We start from the raw sequence: 20,317 nt of genomic DNA, 5'->3' as shown, positions 1-20,317 counted from the left end.
CCGGCACGGATCGGTGGCTTGGCTAGGGGTAGTCCCCTACGGGCAGGTTCGGAGTTCTTCTGGAACTCCGAACCTGCCCGTTGCGTTTACCGTTGAAGAGTGACGCGGCGGTTGCCGCGACGTCCGGAGGAGGAGCGTGGTGGAAGCCGTGATCACAGTTGTCGCCCTGCTCTTCCTGCTGTTCGTGGTGCTGGGCGCGTACGCCACTGTGAAGGTGATCGGCGCCGCCAAGCGCGGTGTGGACCGCACGATCTCCCAGGCCCGCCGCACGGTCGAGGACACCACCCTGCGTGCCAAGACCTTCACCCAGCTGGGCCCGGCGGGCGAGATCGCCCAGCTGAGACTGACGCTGCGCACCTCGATGCGGGCCACGCAGGACGCGCTGCACTCGGGCGTGGCCGAGGACGAGTCCCTGAAGGAGTCCCTGGGGCTGTTCGAGCGGCTCAGTGTGCACGGGCGCGAGCTGGACGACGAGCTGAGGCGCCTGGAGAGCGAACCGGACAAGAGGACGCTCTCCACGCGGCTGCCCGAGCTGCGCGAGCGCACCGAGCGGATCACGCAGTCCGCGGACTCGCTGCGCTGGGCCGCGCGTGACCGGGCGCGCCGGTTCGCCGCCGACGACCTGGATTCGCTGAGTGAGCAGATCGACGTCGAGGCGGGCGCCCTGCGGCACTGGACGACCGCGCCGGGGCCCACGGCCCCCTGGCCCGAGGCACCGGACACGGCCACTTCCAGCGGTCAGACCTGGCCGGAGCCCCCGCAGTCCCGCCCGGCCGACGAGCCGCCGCGCTCCGCCATCACCCCGCCGGGACAGCGGCCCACCTACCCCTGGCAGAAGAAACCCCGCCCCGAGAGCACGACTTGACCCGACCTAGACCGCAGGTGAAAGGGGCCGGGCTGCCGTCCGCGCTCCCCGGCAGGTAACCTCCAGCTCATGTCCCGCCATGTCGCGATCGTCACCGATTCAACGGCCTACTTGCCGCCCCGGACGATGGAGCGCCACGGCATCACCGCGGTGCCCCTGACCGTGGTTCTCGGCGATCAGGCGCTCGAAGAGGGCACCGAGATCTCGGCCCGCTCCCTGGCGCAGGCACTCCAGAAGCGGCGCTCCGTCACCACGTCCCGGCCCAGCCCCGAGGTCTTCGCCGCGGCCTACCGCAGGGTCGCCGAGTCGGGCGCTACCGACATCGTCTCGCTCCACCTGTCCGCCGAGCTCTCCGGCACATACGACGCCGCCGTCCTCGCGGCCCGTGAGGCCCCGGTCCCCGTGCGGGTGGTGGACACCGGGATGATCGCGATGGCCCTCGGGTTCTGCGCACTGGCCGCGGCCGAGTCCGCGGAGGCGGGGGGCACCGTCGACGAGGCGGTCGCGGCCGCGGAGAAGCGGGCCGCCGGCACCTACGCGTACTTCTACGTCGACACGCTCGACTATCTGCGTCGTGGCGGCCGGATCGGCGCCGCGCAGGCGCTGTTGGGCTCCGCGCTCGCGGTGAAGCCGCTGCTCCAGCTCGACGGGGGGCGGATCGAACCTCTGGAGAAGGTACGGACGGCGTCCAAGGCGATCGCCCGGCTCGAGGAGATCGTGGCCGAACGCGCGGGCAGCGCCCAGGTCGACATCGCCGTCCACCATCTCGCCGCCCCCGAGCGGGCGTCCGCCCTCGCGGACCGGTTGCGGGCGCGGGTGCCGGGCGTGGTCGATCTGCATGTGAGCGAGGTCGGTGCGGTGATCGGGGCGCACACGGGCCCCGGGCTGCTGGGGGCGGTCGTCTCGCCTCGATGAGGCCGAGGAATTCGGTGGTGGCGGAGTGGGGGCGCCTGCATCTGATGGCGCTACTGCGTCTGATGCGTCCACTGGGCCTGGTGTGACTCGTGTGGGTGACGGAGTTATCCACAACTGGGTAGTTTTCCCCGGGAATTGAGCAAGATCATCGCGAGGGCGGCGAGTTGCCCGATCCTCGACGCATGGCACTTCGATCACGCTCACGCACCGCCACACCGACCAGCGGCCCGGGCCGCGGACCCGTCTCCGACGGTCGCACCCGTCATCGCCGCCCTCGCTCGCCAAGCCGCGCAGGCGCAGGCGCAGGCGCAGGTACAAGCGCAGGTACAGATACAGGTACAGGCGCCCGCGCCCGACGCCGCGATGCCTCGGCCGAGGCGCTCCGCCTGCGTGCGCAGGCGCTCTTCTCCGAAGGGCCCGGCACAGGAGGGGAGTTGGGGGACGGGCCGCCGGGCGTGGACCGGGATGTGGGAGGCCCAAGGGGGAGCACCTCGGCGGGGGCCGGGGTCGCCGTCGTTCGGGGAGGTGGCGGCTCTTCGCCCACCGGGGTCCTGGACCGTGACGAACCGAGCCCGAGCCCAGGCGCGCGTGCGAGTGCGGGCGACCGTGCCGAGCGCGGCGCTCCCGTGCCCGGCGCACCGGCGGCATGGCGGGAGCGGGCCGGGCTCGCCGTGCGGGAGCGGATGCCGCTGTGGCTGCAGTCGAGGTGCGGTCTGGAGCGCAGGAGTGTGACCGCACTCGGTGTGCTGCTCGTTGTCGCCGTGGTCTTCGCCGTGCAGCAGTTCTGGGGTGGCAGGACGCAGTCGGTGCGGGCTCCCGAGGTGGTGCGGGCAGTGGCGCCGTACGGCGGGCAGAGCGGCGCGGTGGAGCGGAAGTCGGCGGAGCCGGGAGGCTCGGCCGGGGCGCCGCCGAGCCCGGCCGGCCCGGCCGGTTCGACCGGGACCGCGATCGTGGTGGACGTCAGCGGCAAGGTGCGCACTCCCGGGTTGCAACGACTGCCGGCCGGGTCGCGGGTCGAGGACGCGCTGCGGGCCGCGGGTGGGGTGCGACCGGGTGCGAACACCGAGGGGCTCAACCGGGCCCGTCTCCTGATGGACGGCGAACAGGTCGTGGTGGGCGCCCCCGCCGCCGTGGCTGGACCGGTCATGGGTGGCGGCTCCAGTGCCACCGGGATCGGCGGGTCCGCTTCAGGAGCGGTTCCTTCGGCTCCGGTCTCCCTCAGCACGGCCACCGTGGACCAGCTCGACACCCTGCCGGGCGTCGGTCCCGTTCTCGCCCAGCACATCATCGACTACCGCACCCAGCACGGCGGCTTCCGCTCGGTCGACGAGCTCCGCGAGGTCAATGGAATCGGCGACCGCCGGTTCTCCGATCTGCAGAAACTCGTACGGCCGTGAGCGGGACCACCGTGCCCCCGGCGGCTTCCGCGACCTCTTCGCCCCCTGCACTCGCTTCTCCCCCTGCACCTCCTGCACTCCCTTCGCCCCACGCGGCCTCCGCGCCGACGGATGCCACGCGGAGCACTCCGCACTCCCGGGGTCGCCGAGCCGTGCACGCCGCCTCGGGAAAGCGGCTCGGCACCGCGCACCCCCGGGAGGAAGGGCCGACGGATCTGCGGCTCGTGCCGCCCGCGCTCGCGGCCTGGGTGACGGCGGCGGTGACGGTGGGCGCACCGACCGGACGGGTCACCACCGTAGTGGTGGGCTGCCTGGTCATGGCCGGCGTGTTGCTGGCGTTGGGGCGGACCAAGGCGCGCAGGGCAACGGAATACGGCGCACGACCATTCCGTGCGTGGCCACGGGTCTCCGTCGCCGCCGCACTGCTCTGTGTCGTGGCGGCCGCCGCCTCCGCGGGGCTGCACGGGGCGGATGCGCGCCGCGGCCCGATCCCGGCCCTGGCACGGCAGTACGCCCAGGTGACCGCCGAGGTGGAGGTCACCTCCGACCCACGGCTCACCCGGCCTCGGATCAAGGGGGATCACGCGGCTCCCACGGCCGTGCTGCTCGACGCGGAGGTCCGTCGGGTGACGCGGGCGGGCGGAAACGGGGCTGTGGTGGCGACGCGCACGCCGGTGCTGGTGATCGTCGACGCGCGTTCGCCGAGGGGCTCGCCCCGGCCGCCCGGCGGGCGCTCGCCCTGGCTGTCGCTGCTGCCGTCCACACGGTTACGGGTGGCCGCGCGGCTCGCCCCCGCGCTGTCGGGCGGGGACCGGATCGCGGCCGTGCTGCGCGTGCGCGGGAGCGGGCCGCCGGAGGTGGTGGGGCAGCCGTCCGGGCCGCAGCGGTTCGCCGGCCGGTTGCGCGAGGGCCTGCGGCAGGCGACCGACGGGCTGGAGGCGGATGCGCGAGCGCTGCTGCCGGGGCTGGTCGTGGGGGACACCTCACGGGTCACACCGGAGCTGGACGAGGCGTTCAAGGCGACGGACCTCACGCACCTGCTGGCGGTCAGCGGCGGCAACTTCACGATCTTGCTCGCCCTGTTCGTCGGACCACCGGGGCTCGCTCAGCGCGCCGAGCGGCGTGGCCTCGCACCTCGGCTCGGTATCCCGCTGCGGGCCACCGCCCTGCTCGGCGGCGCGGTCACGCTCGGCTTCGTGATCGTGTGCCGACCGGACCCGAGCGTGCTGCGGGCCGCGGCCTGCGGATCGATCGCGCTGCTCGCCCTCGCGACCGGCCGCCGCAGATCGCTGATCCCCGCCCTGGCCACGGCCGTACTGCTGCTCGTGCTGTACGACCCCTGGCTATCACGAAGTTACGGCTTCCTGCTCTCCGTGCTGGCGACCGGCGCCCTGCTCACGCTCGCCCCGCGGTGGAGTGCGGCGCTCCAGAGACGCCGGATGCCGCCGCGCCTGGCCGAGGCGCTGGCCGCCGCGGGCGCCGCACAGGCCCTGTGCGCGCCGGTCGTCGCGGTTCTGTCGGCCCGGGTGAGCCTGGTGGCGGTGCCGTGCAATCTGCTCGCGGAGTTCGCCGTCGCACCGGCCACGGTGCTGGGGTTCGCGACGCTGGCGACCGCGCCGGTGGTACTGCCCGTGGCCAAGGGGCTCGCGTGGTGCGCGAGTTGGCCGGCCCGGTGGATCGCCGACATCGCCCGGACCGGCGCCGCGCTGCCCGGCGGGGGAGTGGACTGGCCCGCGAGCTGGCCGGGGGCGCTGCTGCTCGCCATGGTCACGGCGGTCGTCGTGCTCGTCGGCCGACGGCTCCTGAAGCATCCTTGGCTGAGCGGTGCCTGTGTCCTGGTGTTCCTGCTGGTCGTGGTGCAGCCTGCGCCGCTCACCAGGGTGATCACGGGATGGCCGCCGCCCGGCTGGCGGTTCGCGATGTGCGACGTGGGACAGGGCGACGCGACGGTGCTCGCGGCGGGCGACGGCACCGCCGTGGTGGTGGACGCGGGCCCCGATCCGGCGCTGGTCGACCACTGTCTGACCACGCTCGGCATCACCCGGATCCCGCTCGTCGTGCTGACGCATTTTCACGCCGACCATGTGGCGGGGCTGCCGGGGGTGCTGCGGGGGCGTGCGGTGGGGGCGATCGAGACGACGGGGTTCGCGGAGCCGCAGGACCAGGCCGAGTTCGTACAACGGGAGGCGGCCGCACGCCACATCGCGGTGACGTCGGCCGTGGCGGGTGAAAGGCGGCGCATCGGCAGTCTCGACTGGCAGGTGCTGTGGCCGCCACCGAGCCCGGCGCCCACCCCGGACGGGCCGAACGACGCCAGCGTCGCCCTCCTCGTACGGTCGGCGGGGTTGCGGCTGCTGTTGCTCGGCGACCTCGAACCGCCGGCGCAGCAAGCGCTGCTGAGATCACCGGCGGCCGGGGAGCTGACGGCCGTGGACGTGCTCAAGGTCGCCCACCACGGCTCGGCCTACCAGGAGCCGGAGCTCATACGGAGGGTGGCCCCGCGGCTCGCCCTGATCTCGTGCGGCAGGGACAACCCGTACGGGCATCCCGCGCCCAGCACGGTCGCGGCGCTGCGCGTCGCGGGTGCCGTGGTGCTGCGGACGGACAAGGACGGGGCGCTGGCCGTCGTCGGTGCGGGCGGAGGGCTGAGCGTGGCGAGAGACTGAGGGTATGAATTCCGCACAGGCCGATGCCTACCTCCGCCGGATCGGCGCCCATCACCCCGCGTGGCCCACTTCAGGTGTGCTGCGCGACCTGCACCTGCGCCATCTGAAGGCGGTCCCGTTCGAGAACCTGTCGATCCATCTGGGTGAGGAGATCGTGCTGGAGGAGAAGCGGCTGCTGGACAAGGTGGTGGGCAGGCGCAGGGGTGGCTTCTGCTACGAACTGAACGGGGCGTTCGGGGCGTTGCTCGGGGCGCTGGGCTTCGACGTCACGCTGCTCGCGGGGCGGGTGTACGGGGAGGAGGGGCGGCTCGGGATCCCGTACGACCATCTCGCGCTGCGGGTGCGGACGGTGGACGGGGGCGACTGGCTGGCGGACGTCGGGTTCGGGGCGCACAGTCACTATCCGCTGGCTTTCGGGGCGCGGACCGAACAGGTGGACCCGGGCGGCACGTTCAGGGTGCTCGAGGCGGGGCCGGACGCGGCGGGGGTGCGGGGCGTCGGCGGGCGGCGGGAGGCCGAGGACCTGGACGTCATCCGGGACGGTGGCCCGCAGTACCGGCTGGAGGTGCGGCCGCGGGTGCTGGGTGACTTCGTGGCCGGGGCCTGGTGGAACACCACCTCGCCGAAGTCGCATTTCACGCGGTCGCTGGTCTGTTCGCGGGTGACGGAGGACGGAGGGCGGATCACGCTCAGCGGTCGGAAGCTGACGGCGACGGCGCCGGACGGGACGAAAGAGGTGTCGGAACTGGCGACGGACGAGGAGGCGTTGGCGCTCTACCGGGAGCGCTTCGGGATCGAGCTGGACCGGGTGCCGGAGGTGCGGAAGGGCTGAAACCGGCGTACCGGAGGAGCGGTCGGCGATGCACGTGGTGATCGACGCGGTGTCCATCGGGTGGTCGGAACGAGCGTCAGGATCGAGCGTCAGGATCGAGCTGGATGTGCAGATCGTTGAGAACGGCTGACCCCGGCGTCGGCTCTGTCCGGCGTAGCGGAAAATGTCCTCGTGAGCGATGTGAGACATGTGCTGGTGCTGCCCGACCGCGATGCCGCGGAAGAGGCGGCGGAGGTGATCGGTGACCGGTTCGGGCTCGACGAGGAGCCGCAGCTCGTCAGGGACGCGCTGGCCGGTGAGGACGACGCCGAGGACGCGCAGTGGCTGGTGGTCCTGACGGATCCCGGGGAGCGGCTCGATCCGAAGGAGCTGGACGAGTTCGCGGGGGAGTGGGACGGCTGGCGCGAGGAGCCGTAGTGCTCCGCCGGGGGCGGGGCCGGTCGTGCGGGTTCCCGTGCGGGACGCGTTGTCAGTGGCGCGTGGGATGCTTTCGGTGATGGCCAAGAAGACCGCTCAAGACGACCCTCTCGCCCCCGTGACGCTTGCCGTGGGCCAGGAGGACCTCCTGCTCGACCGTGCCGTGCAGGAGGTGGTGGCCGCCGCCAAGGCCGCCGACGCCGACACGGACGTACGGGACCTCGCTCCGGACCAGCTGCAGCCCGGCACGCTGGCCGAGCTCACGAGTCCCTCGCTCTTCTCCGAGCGCAAGGTCGTGGTCGTACGCAATGCGCAGGATCTGTCGGCCGACACCGTCAAGGACGTGAAGGCGTACCTGGACGCGCCGGCCGAGGAGATCACCCTCGTGCTGCTGCACGCCGGTGGGGCCAAGGGCAAAGGGCTCCTCGACGCCGCGCGCAAGGTGGGGGCTCGGGAGGTGGCGTGCCCCAAGATGACGAAGCCTGCGGACCGGCTGGCGTTCGTGCGCGGCGAGTTCCGGGCGCTCGGGAGATCGGCCGCGCCGGAGGCGTGCCAGGCGCTGGTCGACTCGATCGGGAGTGATCTGCGGGAGCTGGCCTCCGCGGTGTCTCAGCTGACCGCGGATGTCGAGGGGACCATCGACGAGGCCATTGTCGGGCGGTACTACACCGGGCGGGCCGAGGCGTCGAGCTTCACCGTGGCCGACCGGGCCGTGGAGGGGCGGGCCGCGGAGGCGTTGGAGGCGTTGCGGTGGTCTCTGTCGACCGGGGTCGCGCCCGTCCTGATCACCAGTGCGTTGGCTCAGGGGGTGCGGGCGATCGGGAAGCTGTCCTCCGCGCGCGGGGGGCGGCCGGCCGATCTTGCCCGTGAGCTGGGGATGCCGCCGTGGAAGATCGATCGGGTGCGGCAGCAGATGAGGGGGTGGACGCCGGACGGTGTCGCGGTTGCCCTGCGGGCGGTCGCCGATGCCGATGCGGGGGTCAAGGGTGGGGGAGATGATCCCGAGTACGCGCTGGAGAAGGCGGTCGTGGCGATCGCTCGGGCGGCTCGGTCTGGTCGGGGCTAGCGCCCGGTTGGGCTGAGTCTGAGTGGGCTGAGCCAAGGTGGGCTGAGCCCGGGTTCTCTCGCCCCCGCCGCCCCTACCCGTCCCATCCCCGACCTGGGGGCTCCGCCCCCAGACCCCCGGGGCGCGTTCCTCGGCTGCGAGCCGGTGGGGGCTGGTCGCGCAGTTCCCCGCGCCCCCGGACGGGGCTTCGCCCACGCCGAAGGCCCCGTCCGTCCTCCTGGGGAAGGAGGGGAACGGGGCCTTCGGTTCACGATGGTGGATCCACGCCCGCGTGGCGAACGCAGGCCGCGCGTGGGTCCGGGGGTGCCGGTCAGGAGCGGAAGAGAGGGCCCGCTTGGTCCTTTCCGGCGGTCAAGTCAGGGGTTGAGCCCGATGGGGCCCAGCCGACTCAGCCCTTGAGGGAAGCGACCTTCGAAGCAAGCGCCGACTTCTTGTTGGCGGCCTGGTTCTTGTGGATGACGCCCTTCGAGACGGCCTTGTCGAGCTGGCGCGACGCAGCGCGCGTGTACTCGGTGGCCTTCTCGACGTCACCCGCGGCAGCGGCCTCGCGGGCCTTGCGGATCGCGGTCTTCAGGGAGGACTTGACCGACTTGTTGCGCAGTCGAGCCTTCTCGTTGGTCTTGATCCGCTTGATCTGGGACTTGATGTTCGCCACGAATGAGCCTTTACAGGTTCAGGCGCGCGAGACAGCACGTCTCACTCGCCGTTTGATTTCCTTAGGTGTGTGCCTCCTGCAGAGAGGGCACGAGACACAGCCACCCAGGCTACCAGTAGCCGCACGACCGGCCCAAACCGGTCGCAGCTCCCCACCCGTGGGACCATGGAGCCTACGTATCGATCCGACCCGAGGCGACAGGCGCCTCAAGAGACAGGACCCTGCGTGCCCGCGACCCCTAACAATGTGCCCGAGCCGAGCCGTACCGCCCCGGCTCTGATCCGCAATTTCTGCATCATCGCGCACATCGACCACGGCAAGTCCACGCTCGCCGACCGCATGCTCCAGCTGACCGGGGTGGTCGAGCAGCGGCAGATGCGTGCTCAGTACCTCGACCGTATGGACATCGAGCGCGAGCGCGGCATCACGATCAAGTCCCAGGCGGTCCGGCTGCCCTGGGCCCCGACGGAGGATCCGGGCAACACCCACATCCTCAACATGATCGACACCCCCGGGCACGTGGACTTCACGTACGAGGTGTCCCGGTCGCTGGCCGCCTGCGAGGGGACCGTCCTCCTCGTCGACGCCGCCCAGGGCATCGAGGCGCAGACCCTCGCCAACCTCTACCTGGCGATGGAGAACGACCTCAAGATCATCCCCGTACTCAACAAGATCGACCTGCCGGCCGCCCAGCCGGAGAAGTTCTCCGAGGAGCTCGCCAACCTCATCGGCTGCGACCCCGATGACGTGCTGAAGGTCTCCGCCAAGACGGGGCTGGGTGTCGAGGCCCTGCTCGACAAGGTGGTCGCCGAGATCCCCGCCCCGATCGGCGTCCAGGATGCCCCCGCTCGCGCGATGATCTTCGACTCCGTCTATGACTCCTACCGCGGTGTCGTGACGTATGTGCGTGTCATCGACGGGCAGCTCAACAAGCGTGAGCGGATCCGGATGATGTCCACCGGAGCGACCCATGAGCTGTTGGAGATCGGCGTCTCGTCCCCCGAGATGACGTCGGCCGACGGGCTGGGCGTCGGTGAGGTGGGCTACATCATCACCGGTGTGAAGGACGTCCGGCAGTCCAAGGTCGGTGACACCATCACCACCCTCAACAAGGGGGCGACCGAGGCGCTCGGCGGGTACAAGGACCCCAAGCCCATGGTCTTCTCCGGGCTCTATCCGCTGGACGGGTCCGACTACCCCGAGCTGCGCGACGCCCTCGACAAGCTGCAGCTCAACGACGCCGCGCTGGTCTACGAGCCGGAGACCTCCGCCGCGCTCGGCTTCGGTTTCCGCGTCGGTTTCCTCGGGCTGCTGCACCTCGACGTGATCCGGGAGCGGCTGGAGCGCGAGTTCGGACTCGATCTCATCGCCACCGCGCCCAACGTGGTCTACCGCGTCCTCATGGAGGACGGGTCGGAGCACGTGGTCACCAACCCGAGCGAGTTCCCCGAGGGGAAGATCAGTGAGGTGTACGAGCCCGTCGTACGCGCCACGATCCTCGCGCCCTCCGAGTTCATCGGCTCGATCATGGAGCTGTGCCAGACCCGGCGCGGCACCCTGCTCGGCATGGACTACCTGTCCGAGGACCGGGTCGAGATCCGGTACACGCTGCCGCTCGCCGAGATCGTCTTCGACTTCTTCGACCAGCTGAAGTCGAAGACCCGGGGTTACGCCTCGCTCGACTACGAGCCCACCGGCGAGCAGACCTCCAGCCTGGTCAAGGTCGACATCCTGCTGCACGGCGACAAGGTGGACGCCTTCTCGGCGATCACCCACAAGGACGCGGCGTACGCGTACGGTGTGCGGCTCGTCGCGAAGCTGCGCGAGCTGATCCCGAGGCAGGCCTTCGAGGTGCCCATCCAGGCCGCCATCGGCTCGCGCGTCATCGCGCGCGAGACCATCCGCGCCATCCGCAAGGACGTCCTCGCCAAGTGCTACGGCGGTGACATCTCCCGTAAGCGGAAGCTGCTGGAGAAGCAGAAGGAAGGCAAGAAGCGGATGAAGATGGTGGGCTCTGTGGAGGTTCCGCAAGAGGCCTTCATCGCCGTGCTGTCCAGCGACGACAGCGGTGGTTCGGCGAAGGGCAAGAAGTAGCCACCTGTTACCCCCAGAAACTCGGGCACAATGCGGGCTCGTCGCGCGTCGGCGCGGCGAGTCCGTACGCGTGCGTAGGGTCGCTCTCTGTAGGAAATGACAGACCGCCGCCTCTTACGCACTGGCCGGACGCGCCTTACTCTGATCTCTGCTCGATGGTTACTCGCGAGTTAAACAACAGCCGAACCAGCCAGCCGCACAGCAACAGTCAGCAGTCGGTCGAGCCAGACGCACGCACTGTCGCGGGCCCCGGAGGATGTCGTGAGCGACACACAGACCCTGATCGAGAACCGTCCGCCGTCCGTGGCGGCCCTCTTCCTGGAGCGCGTGGCGGCTACGCCGAACGCCGAGGCCTACCGCTACCCGGTCCACCCCGCCTCAGGTGAGGGCTCGGACGAGTGGAAGGCGCTGAGCTGGGCGCAGGCCGCCGAGCGGGTCTACGCCGTCGCGGCCGGACTGATCGAACTGGGCGTACAGCCGGAGCAGCGCGTCGCGCTCGCCTCCTCCACCCGGGTCGAGTGGATCCTCGCCGACCTCGGCATCATGTGCGCGGGCGCGGCCACGACGACGATCTACCCGCAGACGAACGCCGAGGAGTCGGCGTTCATCCTCTCCGACTCCGACAGCAAGGTCATGATCGCGGAGGACGCGGCCCAGCTTGCCAAGGCGCGGGAGAAGCGCGCCGAGCTGCCCGAACTCACCCACATCGTCGTCATCGACCCGGCGGGCGTCGAGACCGGCGACGGGGTGCTCACCCTCGCCGAACTGGAGACGCGCGGTGCCGCGTACCTGGAGAAGAACCCCGAACTGATCAAGGAGCGCGTCGGCGCGATCACCGCCGACCAGCTCGCCACCCTCATCTACACCTCGGGTACCACCGGCCGCCCCAAGGGTGTGCGTCTCCCGCACGACAACTGGTCGTACATGGCGAAGGCCATCGCCTCGACTGGGCTGCTCGGCCCCGATGACGTGCAGTACCTGTGGCTGCCGCTCGCCCACGTCTTCGGCAAGGTGCTCACCTCCGGCCAGATCGAGGTCGGGCACGTCACCGCCGTCGACGGCCGCGTCGACAAGATCATCGAGAATCTGCCGGTCGTGCAGCCGACGTACATGGCGGCCGTCCCGCGCATCTTCGAGAAGGTCTACAACGGGGTCGCGGCCAAGGCACGAGCAGGCGGCGGCGCCAAGTACAAGATCTTCCAGTGGGCCGCCGAGGTCTCCCGCGAGTACGCGAAGGCCAGCCAGGACAGCTTCCGCCGCACCGGCACCGCCGCCGTGCCCTTCGGGCTGGGCGCCAAGCACAAGGTCGCGGACGCACTCGTCTTCGCCAAGATCCGCGAGGCCTTCGGCGGCCGGCTGCGCGCCTGCGTCTCCGGCTCCGCCGCGCTCGCCCCCGAGATCGGCTACTTCTTCGCGGGCGCCGGCATCCACATCCTCGAGGGGTACGGCCTCACGGAGTCCTCCGCCGCCTCCTTCGTGAACCCCGGCGAGGCGTACCGCACCGGCACGGTCGGCAAGCCGCTGCCCGGCACGGAGGTGCGCATCGCGGACGACGGCGAGATCCTGCTGCGCAGCCCCGGCATCATGGAGGGCTACCACGGGCTGCCCGAGAAGACCGCCGAGGTCCTCGAAGCCGACGGGTGGTTCCACACCGGCGACATCGGCGAGCTGTCGCCCGACGGGTACCTGCGCATCACCGACCGCAAGAAGGACCTCATCAAGACCTCGGGCGGCAAGTACATCGCGCCCGCCGAGGTCGAGGGCCAGTTCAAAGCCGTCTGCCCCTACGTCTCCAACATCCTCGTGCACGGCGCCGACCGGAACTTCTGCACCGCCCTCATCGCCCTGGACGAACCGTCCATCCTGGAGTGGGCGAAGGAGAACGGGCTGGAGGGCAAGTCGTACGCCGAGGTCGTCGCGGCCCCTGCCACGGTCGCTCTCGTCGAGGGGTACGTCAAGGAACTCAACGAGGGGCTCCAGCGGTGGCAGACCATCAAGAAGTTCCGGTTGCTGCCGCGGGATCTCGATGTGGAGCACGGGGAGATCACGCCGAGTCTGAAGTTGAAGCGGCCGGTGGTGGAGCGGGAGTACAAGGCGCTGATTGAGGAGATGTACGCCGGTTCCAGGGAAGCGTGAGCCTCCGGCGGTCGGGCGGGTATTCGGCTGCGGGTTCGTTGTGGCTGGTCGCGCAGTTCCCCGCGCCCCTTACGGGGCGCGGGTGCCGGCCGCCTTGGCTATCAGGTGCTCTAGTTCTGCTACCTGCCTGCGGAGGTCCGGCACGTTCGGAGGGTCCTCTGTCGCCAACTGCTTCTCCAGTGCCGTCAGCCGCGTGCTGATCTGGGCCGCGTGGGTGTGTTCCTGGGTCAGCAGGCGTTCCAGTTGCTGGTTCTTGCGGTGGAGGTCCAGGAAGACCGTGACCTTGGCGCGCAGGACCCAGGGGTCGAAGGGCTTGGTCAGGTAGTCGGCGGCGCCGGTGGCGTAGCCGCGGAAGGCGTAGCCCGCGTCGGCGTCGGTGCCGGTCAGGAAGATGATCGGGACGTCCTTGGTCTGGTCGAGCCGCTTGATGTTGGCGGCGGTCTCGAAGCCGTCCATGCCGGGCATGCGGATGTCGAGGAGGACGACGGCGAAGCGTTGCCTGAGCAGCGCCTTCATCGCCTCCTCGCCCGAACGCGCACGTACGAGCGGCTCGTTGAGGGACCCCAGGACGGCCTCCAGCGCGATCAGGTTGTCCTCCATGTCGTCGACCAGGAGGATGCTGGCGCGCTCGTAGGTCGTTTCCTCAGCGCTCATGGTGACTGTCCTCATTCGGTCGTCGGCGGGGCCGCGGCCTCCTCGGACGATGTGCTCGGCCCCGGAACAACGGATCCTTCGGAGTCGTCCTGCTCCGCGTCGTTCACGCTCTCCGGGTCGAGGAGGGCGCAGACGACCGTGAGCAGCTGATCGACGTCCACCGGCTTGGGTACGTAGTCGTTGGCACCGCGCGCGATGGACTTCTCGCGGTCTCCCGGCATCGCCTTCGCGGTGAGGGCGACGATCGGCAGGCCCGTCCAGCGGGGGGTGCGGCGGATGGCGGAGATCGTCTCGTAGCCGTCCATCTCCGGCATCATGATGTCCATCAGGACGAGTTGCACGTCGGGGTTGCGCTCCAGGGTCTCGATGCCCTCGCGGCCGTTCTCCGCGTACAGAACGGGCATGCCTACGCGGCCCAGGACATGGGTGAGCGCGAAGACGTTGCGGATGTCGTCGTCCACGATCAGCACCCGCCGCCCCGGCAGGACCTGACCCGCCCGGCCGGCCTTCCACGCCTCCAGCTTGGTGGGGGTGGGCCAGGAGTCGTCGGTGTCGTGGGAGGTGTACGGCTCGGTGGACAGCTGCTCGGGCACGAGCGGCCGGTCGTCCTCCGGGGCGGGGCCGGTCGCCGTGTGGCCGGGGCTGATGACAGGGACGTACAGCGTGAAGGTGGAACCCTTGCCGGGGGCGCTCTCCGCGATGATGCGGCCGCCGAGGAGCCCGGCGATCTCCCGGCTGATGGACAGGCCGAGGCCGGTGCCGCCGTACTTGCGGTTGGTGGTGCCGTCGGCCTGCTGGAACGCCTCGAAGATCACCGGGAGTTTCTCCGCGGCGATTCCGATGCCGGTGTCGGAGACGGCGAAGGCGATCACGTCGTCGCTGTTCTCCCGGGTGAAGGCGTGGTCGGGGTCCTTGAGGCGGTTGACGCGCAGTTCGACCCGGCCGGTCGCGGTGAACTTGATCGCGTTGGAGAGCAGGTTGCGCAGGATCTGCTGGAGCCGCTGCTCGTCCGAGTACATCTCCCGCGGTACGTCCTCCCCGACCGTCACCTCGAAGGCGAGACCCCGGTCGAGGGTGAGCGGGCGGAACGTGGCGTGGACGTAGTCGAGGAGTTTGATCAGGGGGAGCTTCTTCGGGCGTACGTCCATACGGCCCGCCTCGATCTTCGACAGGTCGAGGATGTCGTTGATGAGCTGAAGGAGGTCCGATCCCGAGCGGTGGATCGTTGTCGCGAACTGCACCTCCTGGTCGGAGAGACGGCCGTCCGGGTTGTCCGACAGCAGCCGGGCCAGGATCAGCAGCGAGTTCAGCGGGGTGCGCAGCTCGTGCGACATGTTCGCCAGGAACTCCGACTTGTACTGCGAGCTCGTCGCCAGGAGCGCCGCTTTTTCCTCCAGTTCGGCGTTCGAGCGTTGCAGCTCCGCCTGCTGCGACTGGAGTTCGTCCGAGCGGTCCTGGAGCTGGATGGCGAGACGCTGGGACTCGCCGAGCAGGGACTCCGTACGGGAGTTGGCGATGATCGTGTTGATGGCCACGCCGATGGTGTTCACGAACTGGTCGAAGAAGGCCAGATGGACGTCGGAGAAGCGGGAGAAGGAGGCGAGCTCGATCACGCCGAGGAGTTTGTCCTCGAAGAGGATCGGGATGATGACGACGCTGGCGGGGGCGGCTTCCCCCAGACCACTGTTGATCTTGATGTAGTCCGGCGGGGCCTCCTCGACGAGAATCCGCTTCTTCTCGCGGGCCGCCTGCCGGACCAGGCCGTGCACCGGCATGCCGCCCGTGTCGACCGTGGCGCCCTGCGCCGAGCCGTATCCGGCGATGAAGGCGAGTCCCTTGGCGGGGACGGCGGTGTGGAGGGAGGCCCCGTCCTCCTCCGGGTCGGCCAGGAAGAAGGCGCCGTACTGCGCGTTCACCAGCGGGGTCAGCTCGCGCAGGATCAGGTCGGCGACCTCCATCAGGTCCCGGTGGCCCTGCATCAGCGCGGCGAGGCGGGCGAGGTTCGACTCCAGCCAGTCCTTCGCGCGGGTCGTCTCGCGGAGGTTGGCCACCATCAGATTGATGTTGTCCTTCAGCTCGGCGACCTCGCCCTGCGTCTCCACGGTGATCGAGCGGGACATGTCGCCCTGGGCCACCGCGGAGGCCACCTCGGCGATCGCGCGGACCTGGGTGGTCAGGTTGGAGGCGAGTTCGTTGACGTTGGTCGTGAGGCGCTTCCAGGTGCCGTACACGCCCTCGACCCGTGCCTGACCGCCGAGTTGGCCCTCCGAACCCACCTCGCGGGCCACCCGGGTGACCTCGGAGGAGAAGGAGGAGAGCGTGTCGACCATCGTGTTGATGGTCGTCTTCAGTTCGAGGATCTCGCCGCGGGCGTCCACGTCGATCTTCTTCGAGAGGTCTCCCTGCGCCACGGCGGTGGCGACCTGCGCGATGTTCCGCACCTGCGAAGTGAGGTTGTCGGCCATGTAGTTGACGTTGTCGGTCAGATCCCGCCAGACGCCGGAGACGCCGAGAACCTGGGCTCGTCCACCCAGCCGCCCGTCGGTGCCGACCTCGCGGGCCACCCGGGTCACCTCGTCGGCGAAGGCCCGCAGCTGCTCCACCATCGTGTTGACGGTGTCCTTCAGCTCCAGGATCTCGCCGCGGGCGTCGACCGTGATCTTCTTCGACAGGTCGCCGTTCGCGACGGCCGTCGTCACCTGGGCGATGTTGCGGACCTGGGAGGTCAGGTTCAGGGCCATGAAGTTGACGTTGTCGGTGAGGTCCTTCCAGACTCCCGAGACGCCTCTGACCTGGGCCTGGCCGCCGAGGTTTCCCTCGGTGCCGACCTCGCGGGCGACGCGGGTGACCTCGTCGGCGAAGGCGGAGAGCTGGTCGACCATGGTGTTGATGGTCGACTTGAGTTCGAGGATCTCGCCCTTCGCCTCGACCGTGATCTTCTTGCCGAGATCGCCCTGCGCGACGGCCGTGGAGACGAGGGCGATGTTGCGGACCTGCGAGGTCAGGTTGTCCGCCATGAAGTTGACGTTGTCCGTGAGGTCCTTCCAGACGCCGGAGACGCCTCTGACCTGGGCCCGCCCGCCGAGGTTTCCCTCGGTGCCGACCTCGCGGGCGACGCGGGTGACCTCGTCGGCGAAGGCGGAGAGCTGGTCGACCATGGTGTTGATGGTCGACTTGAGTTCGAGGATCTCGCCCTTCGCGTCCACCGTGATCTTCTGGCTGAGGTCGCCGTTGGCGACGGCCGTGGTGACCTGGGCGATGTTGCGGACCTGGGACGTCAGGTTCGATGCCATGAAGTTGACGTTGTCGGTGAGGTCCTTCCAGACTCCCGAGACGCCTCTGACCTGGGCGCGGCCACCCAGTTGCCCTTCGGTGCCGACCTCGCGGGCGACGCGGGTGACCTCGTCGGCGAAGGCGGACAGCTGGTCGACCATCGTGTTCACGGTGAGTTTCAGTTCGAGCAGCTCACCGGTCGCCTCGACCGTCACCGTACGGGTCAGGTCGCCGCGCGCCACCGCCGTGGTCACCAGGGCGATGTCACGGACCTGGGCGGTCAGCCGGGACGCCATCGTGTTGACCGCCTCGGTCACATCGCGCCAACTGCCCGACAGGCCCTGCACCTTGGCGCGCCCGCCGAGACGGCCTTCGGTGCCGACCTCGCGCGCGACCCGGGTCACCTCGCCCGTGAAGAGGGAGAGCTGATCGACCATCTTGTTGACGGCGCGCCCCAACCTCCTCAGATCGCCTCTGAGCTGACGGTTGCCGTCGTGCAGGTCGACCCGCTGGGTGAGGTCGCCGCCGGCCACCGCGTCCAGGACGCGCGTCGCGTTCGCGGCGGGCGCCACCAGGGCGTCGAGCAGCTGGTTCACGTCATTGACCCGGGTCGTCCAACTGCCCTGGCCCGGGCTCGCCGACAGCCGCTCGTCGAGCCGTCCGTGCCGGACCAGCTCCCGTCGTACCCGCTGCGCTTCCGTGTTGAAGTGGGTGCTGCGGTCGATGATCTGGTTGAACGCCGCGGTCAGGTCGGCCACCAGGCCGTGCCCCGTCTCCGGCACCTTGGTGAAGTCACCGTCCCGCGCGGCGGTCATCGCGGCGAGCAGCGGACGCAGATCGGACGCCGGGATCCGGCCGTCGTCGAATGCCCGAATCTGTCCGTCTTCGAGCACACGCGTAGCACTGTTCTCACTCATGGCGGCCCACTTCGGTAACTCGGCGCTTATGGGCGTGGCCAGTCTGTCACTCTGTCCGTGTCGCCTGAGGCGTATTCGTCCGAACTGCTCAGGGAGCCGCACAGTGGGGGCCATTCCGACGCAACGGGAGTCGCAACCGGACTCCACGGCGCTTGCCCCTGGTACGCCCGCGCACTACCGCGTGGGTCAGGAAGCCATGGCGCGCGCCGCGCTGCCGGGCACTCCGCTCGCGCCCGGCGCCGCCCGCCGCATGGTGCGCGAGACGCTCGCCGACTGGGGGGAACTCGCCCTGCCCGGCGCCGAGATCGTCCGCGAGCGCCTCGCCGAGGACGCCGTCCTGGTCGTCAGCGAACTCGTCACCAACGCCGTCGTGCACGCGGGCACCGACGTCGAGCTGCTGTGCCGGCTGGAGATCACCGACGGCGGTGCGGTGGGCGCGGTGGTCGTCGAGGTCTCCGACCACCATCCCTCGCGGGCGGTACGCGAGGAGTCGGCCGAACGGGCGTACGGCATACCGGAGTACGGGCGGGGGCTGCGGTTGGTCGCCTCCCTGTCGGAGGCGTGGGGGATCACGTATCGGACCGGGGTCAAGACGGTGTGGGCGCGGCTGCCCGTGGACGGGGGGCTGAGCGTCGACGAGGGGCTGGGCGTCCGGGGTGGGTTGGGCGTTGAAGGCGGGTTGGGTGTCGAGAGCGGGTTGGGTGTCGAGGGTGAGTTGGGTGTTGAAGGCGGGCTGAGTGTTGAAGGCGGGCTGAGTGTTGGTGGTGGGTTGGGCGTTGAGCGTGGGTTGAGTGTGGGTGGTGGGTTCGGTGTCGACAGGGGGATGGGTGTCGGGCCGGGAATGACGGACGCCGCGGGGCTGTCCGCCGGTTCGGGGTTGGCCGACGGAATCGGACTGCAGGGCGGAATCGGACTGCAGGGCGGGACGGGACTGGTCGGGGAGACGGGACTGGTCGGGGAGACGGGACTGCTCGGGGAGACGGGGCCGGTCGGGGAGACGGGACTGGTCGGGGAGACGGGGCCGGTCGGTGAGACGGTCGCCCCCGGACCGCGGCAGAGGCCGCGACAGGACGGCGACTGGCTCAACCGTGGCGCCCTCTCCTTCCTCGCCGAGGCCTCCGACCTGCTCGCCGGGCAGCTCGACGAGGACCTCGTCGCCGCGCTCGCCGGACAGCTCCTCGTACCGCGGCTCGCCGACTGGTGTGCCGTATGGCTGGAGGACGAGGCCACCGACCGGGCGGGTGGGCTCGGGCTGGCCCTGGGACCCCGGCTCGCCCGGGTCTGGCACGGCAGTGAGAACCGGATCGAGGAGCTGCGGCGGGCCCTGGAGAAGGATCCGCCACGGTTGCCGGACTCGGTGCGGTCCCGGGCGGTGCCGGTGCCCTGGCCGGGGGAGGCGTTAGGACCGGGAGAGGCGTTGGGCGCGGGGCAGACGGGGGACGCGGGCGGGGTGAGCGGGGCGGCGCTCGCGTACCGGCTGATCGCGGGCGGCCGGCCGCTCGGCACCCTCGTCATCGGCCGGGCCGGACTGGCCGCCTTCCCCGACGAGATCACCGGGCTCGTCGAGGACCTCAGCCGGCGGATCGCCCTCGCCATCGGCGCGGCCCGCCAGTACGCGCGCCAGGCCACCATCAGCCGGGTCCTCCAGCGGGGCCTGCTGCCCGGCGCGGTCGCCGAGATCCCCGGGGTGCGCAGTGCCCTCGTGTACGAGCCGCTCGACAAGGGCGGACCCAGCGGTGACTTCTACGACCTGTTCCCCGCGGGCGACGGGCGCTGGTGCTTCGTCCTCGGCGACGTCCAGGGCAAGGGGCCCGAGGCCGCCGTCGTGATCGGCCTCGCCCGGCCCTGGGTGCGACTGCTGGCCCGCGAGGGCTACCACGTCGCGGACGTCCTCGACCGCCTCAACCAGCTCCTCCTCGACGACGCGACGGAGGCGGCGGACGCTGCGGCCCGTGCGCTGGTGGCGACGGGCGGGCCGGGTCTCGGCCCCGACGAGGGTCCGCAGACCCGTTTCCTCTCCATGCTGTACGGCGAGCTGGTGCCCTTCGAAGGCGGCGTACGCTGCACCCTCGCCTCCGCAGGGCACCCGCTGCCGCTGATCCTCGGCCCCGACGGCGACGTACGGGAGGTGGCCGAGCCGCAGACCCTCCTCGGTGTCTTCGAGGACGCGACCTACGTCTCCGAGACCTTCGACCTGTACCCCGGCGACACCGTCCTGTGTGTCACCGACGGGGTGACGGAGCGCCGCAGCGGGCCCCGCCAGTTCGATGACGACGAAGGGCTCGCGGAGGCTCTCGCGGGCTGTACGGGGCTGAGTGCCGAGCTCGTCGCGGAACGGATCCGGCGGCTCGTGCACGAGTTCGGCAGCAAGCCGCCGGAGGACGACCTGGCGTTGTTGGTGCTGCAGGCGGAGTGGACGGAATAGACCGA

General features: G+C 70.5%; 13 protein-coding genes. 10 read left to right on the top strand and 3 right to left on the bottom strand.

Annotated elements, in window-relative coordinates; genetic code table 11:
* Nucleotides 1-139: 139 nt before the first annotated feature.
* The 7 genes from ACFZDJ_RS04975 to holA all read left to right on the top strand — a co-directional run bounded on the left by ACFZDJ_RS04975 (nt 140) and on the right by holA (nt 8,158).
* Nucleotides 140-865, top strand: coding sequence for a hypothetical protein (locus ACFZDJ_RS04975; protein ID WP_391056146.1), 726 nt, complete (start codon nt 140-142; stop codon nt 863-865).
* A 69-nt stretch (nt 866-934) separates the two neighbouring features.
* Nucleotides 935-1,780 carry a DegV family protein gene (locus tag ACFZDJ_RS04970; protein ID WP_168508645.1) on the top strand — a complete coding sequence of 282 codons (846 nt, stop codon included), beginning with the start codon at nt 935-937 and terminating at the stop codon, nt 1,778-1,780.
* Between the two features lie 182 nt (nt 1,781-1,962).
* The gene (locus tag ACFZDJ_RS04965) at nt 1,963-3,177 is read left to right on the top strand and encodes a helix-hairpin-helix domain-containing protein (protein WP_391056144.1); all 1,215 of its coding nucleotides are present in this window, start codon (nt 1,963-1,965) and stop codon (nt 3,175-3,177) included.
* A gap of 152 nt (nt 3,178-3,329) precedes the next feature.
* Nucleotides 3,330-5,843 (top strand): ComEC/Rec2 family competence protein, encoded by a 2,514-nt coding sequence (locus ACFZDJ_RS04960; RefSeq protein WP_391056141.1) that lies wholly within the window; start codon nt 3,330-3,332, stop codon nt 5,841-5,843.
* Nucleotides 5,844-5,847: 4 nt separating this feature from the next.
* Nucleotides 5,848-6,675, top strand: coding sequence for an arylamine N-acetyltransferase (locus ACFZDJ_RS04955; protein ID WP_384905598.1), 828 nt, complete (start codon nt 5,848-5,850; stop codon nt 6,673-6,675).
* A 171-nt stretch (nt 6,676-6,846) separates the two neighbouring features.
* Nucleotides 6,847-7,092 (top strand): hypothetical protein, encoded by a 246-nt coding sequence (locus ACFZDJ_RS04950; RefSeq protein WP_168491440.1) that lies wholly within the window; start codon nt 6,847-6,849, stop codon nt 7,090-7,092.
* A gap of 79 nt (nt 7,093-7,171) precedes the next feature.
* Nucleotides 7,172-8,158, top strand: a complete 987-nt coding sequence (holA, locus tag ACFZDJ_RS04945; protein WP_384905596.1) for a DNA polymerase III subunit delta — start codon at nt 7,172-7,174, stop codon at nt 8,156-8,158.
* A gap of 388 nt (nt 8,159-8,546) precedes the next feature.
* Here the strand turns inward: holA and rpsT are convergent, their stop codons facing one another.
* A complete protein-coding gene (gene rpsT / locus ACFZDJ_RS04940; protein ID WP_075032712.1) occupies nt 8,547-8,813 on the bottom strand; it encodes a 30S ribosomal protein S20 in 267 nt (88 codons plus the stop codon).
* 225 nt (nt 8,814-9,038) lie between these two features.
* On the opposite strand from rpsT, the gene lepA reads away from it, so the two are divergent.
* The gene (gene lepA, locus ACFZDJ_RS04935) at nt 9,039-10,907 is read left to right on the top strand and encodes a translation elongation factor 4 (protein ID WP_391056137.1); all 1,869 of its coding nucleotides are present in this window, start codon (nt 9,039-9,041) and stop codon (nt 10,905-10,907) included.
* Between the two features lie 261 nt (nt 10,908-11,168).
* Complete coding sequence (locus tag ACFZDJ_RS04930; RefSeq protein ID WP_391056135.1) at nt 11,169-13,043, top strand: AMP-binding protein; 1,875 nt, start codon at nt 11,169-11,171, stop codon at nt 13,041-13,043.
* A gap of 69 nt (nt 13,044-13,112) precedes the next feature.
* Here the strand turns inward: ACFZDJ_RS04930 and ACFZDJ_RS04925 are convergent, their stop codons facing one another.
* Together ACFZDJ_RS04925 and ACFZDJ_RS04920 are read right to left on the bottom strand one after the other, a co-directional pair.
* Nucleotides 13,113-13,697: a response regulator gene (locus tag ACFZDJ_RS04925; protein WP_391056132.1), complete on the bottom strand. Its 585-nt coding sequence runs from the start codon at nt 13,695-13,697 to the stop codon at nt 13,113-13,115.
* Nucleotides 13,698-13,708: 11 nt separating this feature from the next.
* On the bottom strand, nt 13,709-17,785 hold the full coding sequence (locus ACFZDJ_RS04920) for a HAMP domain-containing protein (RefSeq protein ID WP_391056849.1): 4,077 nt from the start codon (nt 17,783-17,785) through the stop codon (nt 13,709-13,711).
* 205 nt (nt 17,786-17,990) lie between these two features.
* Here ACFZDJ_RS04920 and ACFZDJ_RS04915 point away from each other — a divergent pair, with 205 nt between their 5' ends.
* Nucleotides 17,991-20,312 (top strand): SpoIIE family protein phosphatase, encoded by a 2,322-nt coding sequence (locus ACFZDJ_RS04915; protein ID WP_391056129.1) that lies wholly within the window; start codon nt 17,991-17,993, stop codon nt 20,310-20,312.
* Nucleotides 20,313-20,317 lie beyond the last annotated feature (5 nt).

The organism is Streptomyces sp. NPDC007896 (assembly GCF_042959425.1).
Classification (GTDB): Bacteria; Actinomycetota; Actinomycetes; order Streptomycetales; family Streptomycetaceae; genus Streptomyces.
The sequence above is the reverse complement of the archived record's forward strand: the minus strand, read 5'-3'. Positions and strand labels throughout refer to the sequence as shown.

Coding starts and splice junctions, on each gene's coding strand:
- ACFZDJ_RS04970 (WP_168508645.1), top strand. CDS start 935: ATGTCCCGCCATGTCGCGATCGTCACCGATTCAACGGCCTACTTGCCG.
- ACFZDJ_RS04965 (WP_391056144.1), top strand. CDS start 1,963: ATGGCACTTCGATCACGCTCACGCACCGCCACACCGACCAGCGGCCCG.
- ACFZDJ_RS04955 (WP_384905598.1), top strand. CDS start 5,848: ATGAATTCCGCACAGGCCGATGCCTACCTCCGCCGGATCGGCGCCCAT.
- holA (WP_384905596.1), top strand. CDS start 7,172: ATGGCCAAGAAGACCGCTCAAGACGACCCTCTCGCCCCCGTGACGCTT.
- ACFZDJ_RS04925 (WP_391056132.1), bottom strand. CDS start 13,697: ATGAGCGCTGAGGAAACGACCTACGAGCGCGCCAGCATCCTCCTGGTC.
- ACFZDJ_RS04920 (WP_391056849.1), bottom strand. CDS start 17,785: ATGACCGCCGCGCGGGACGGTGACTTCACCAAGGTGCCGGAGACGGGG.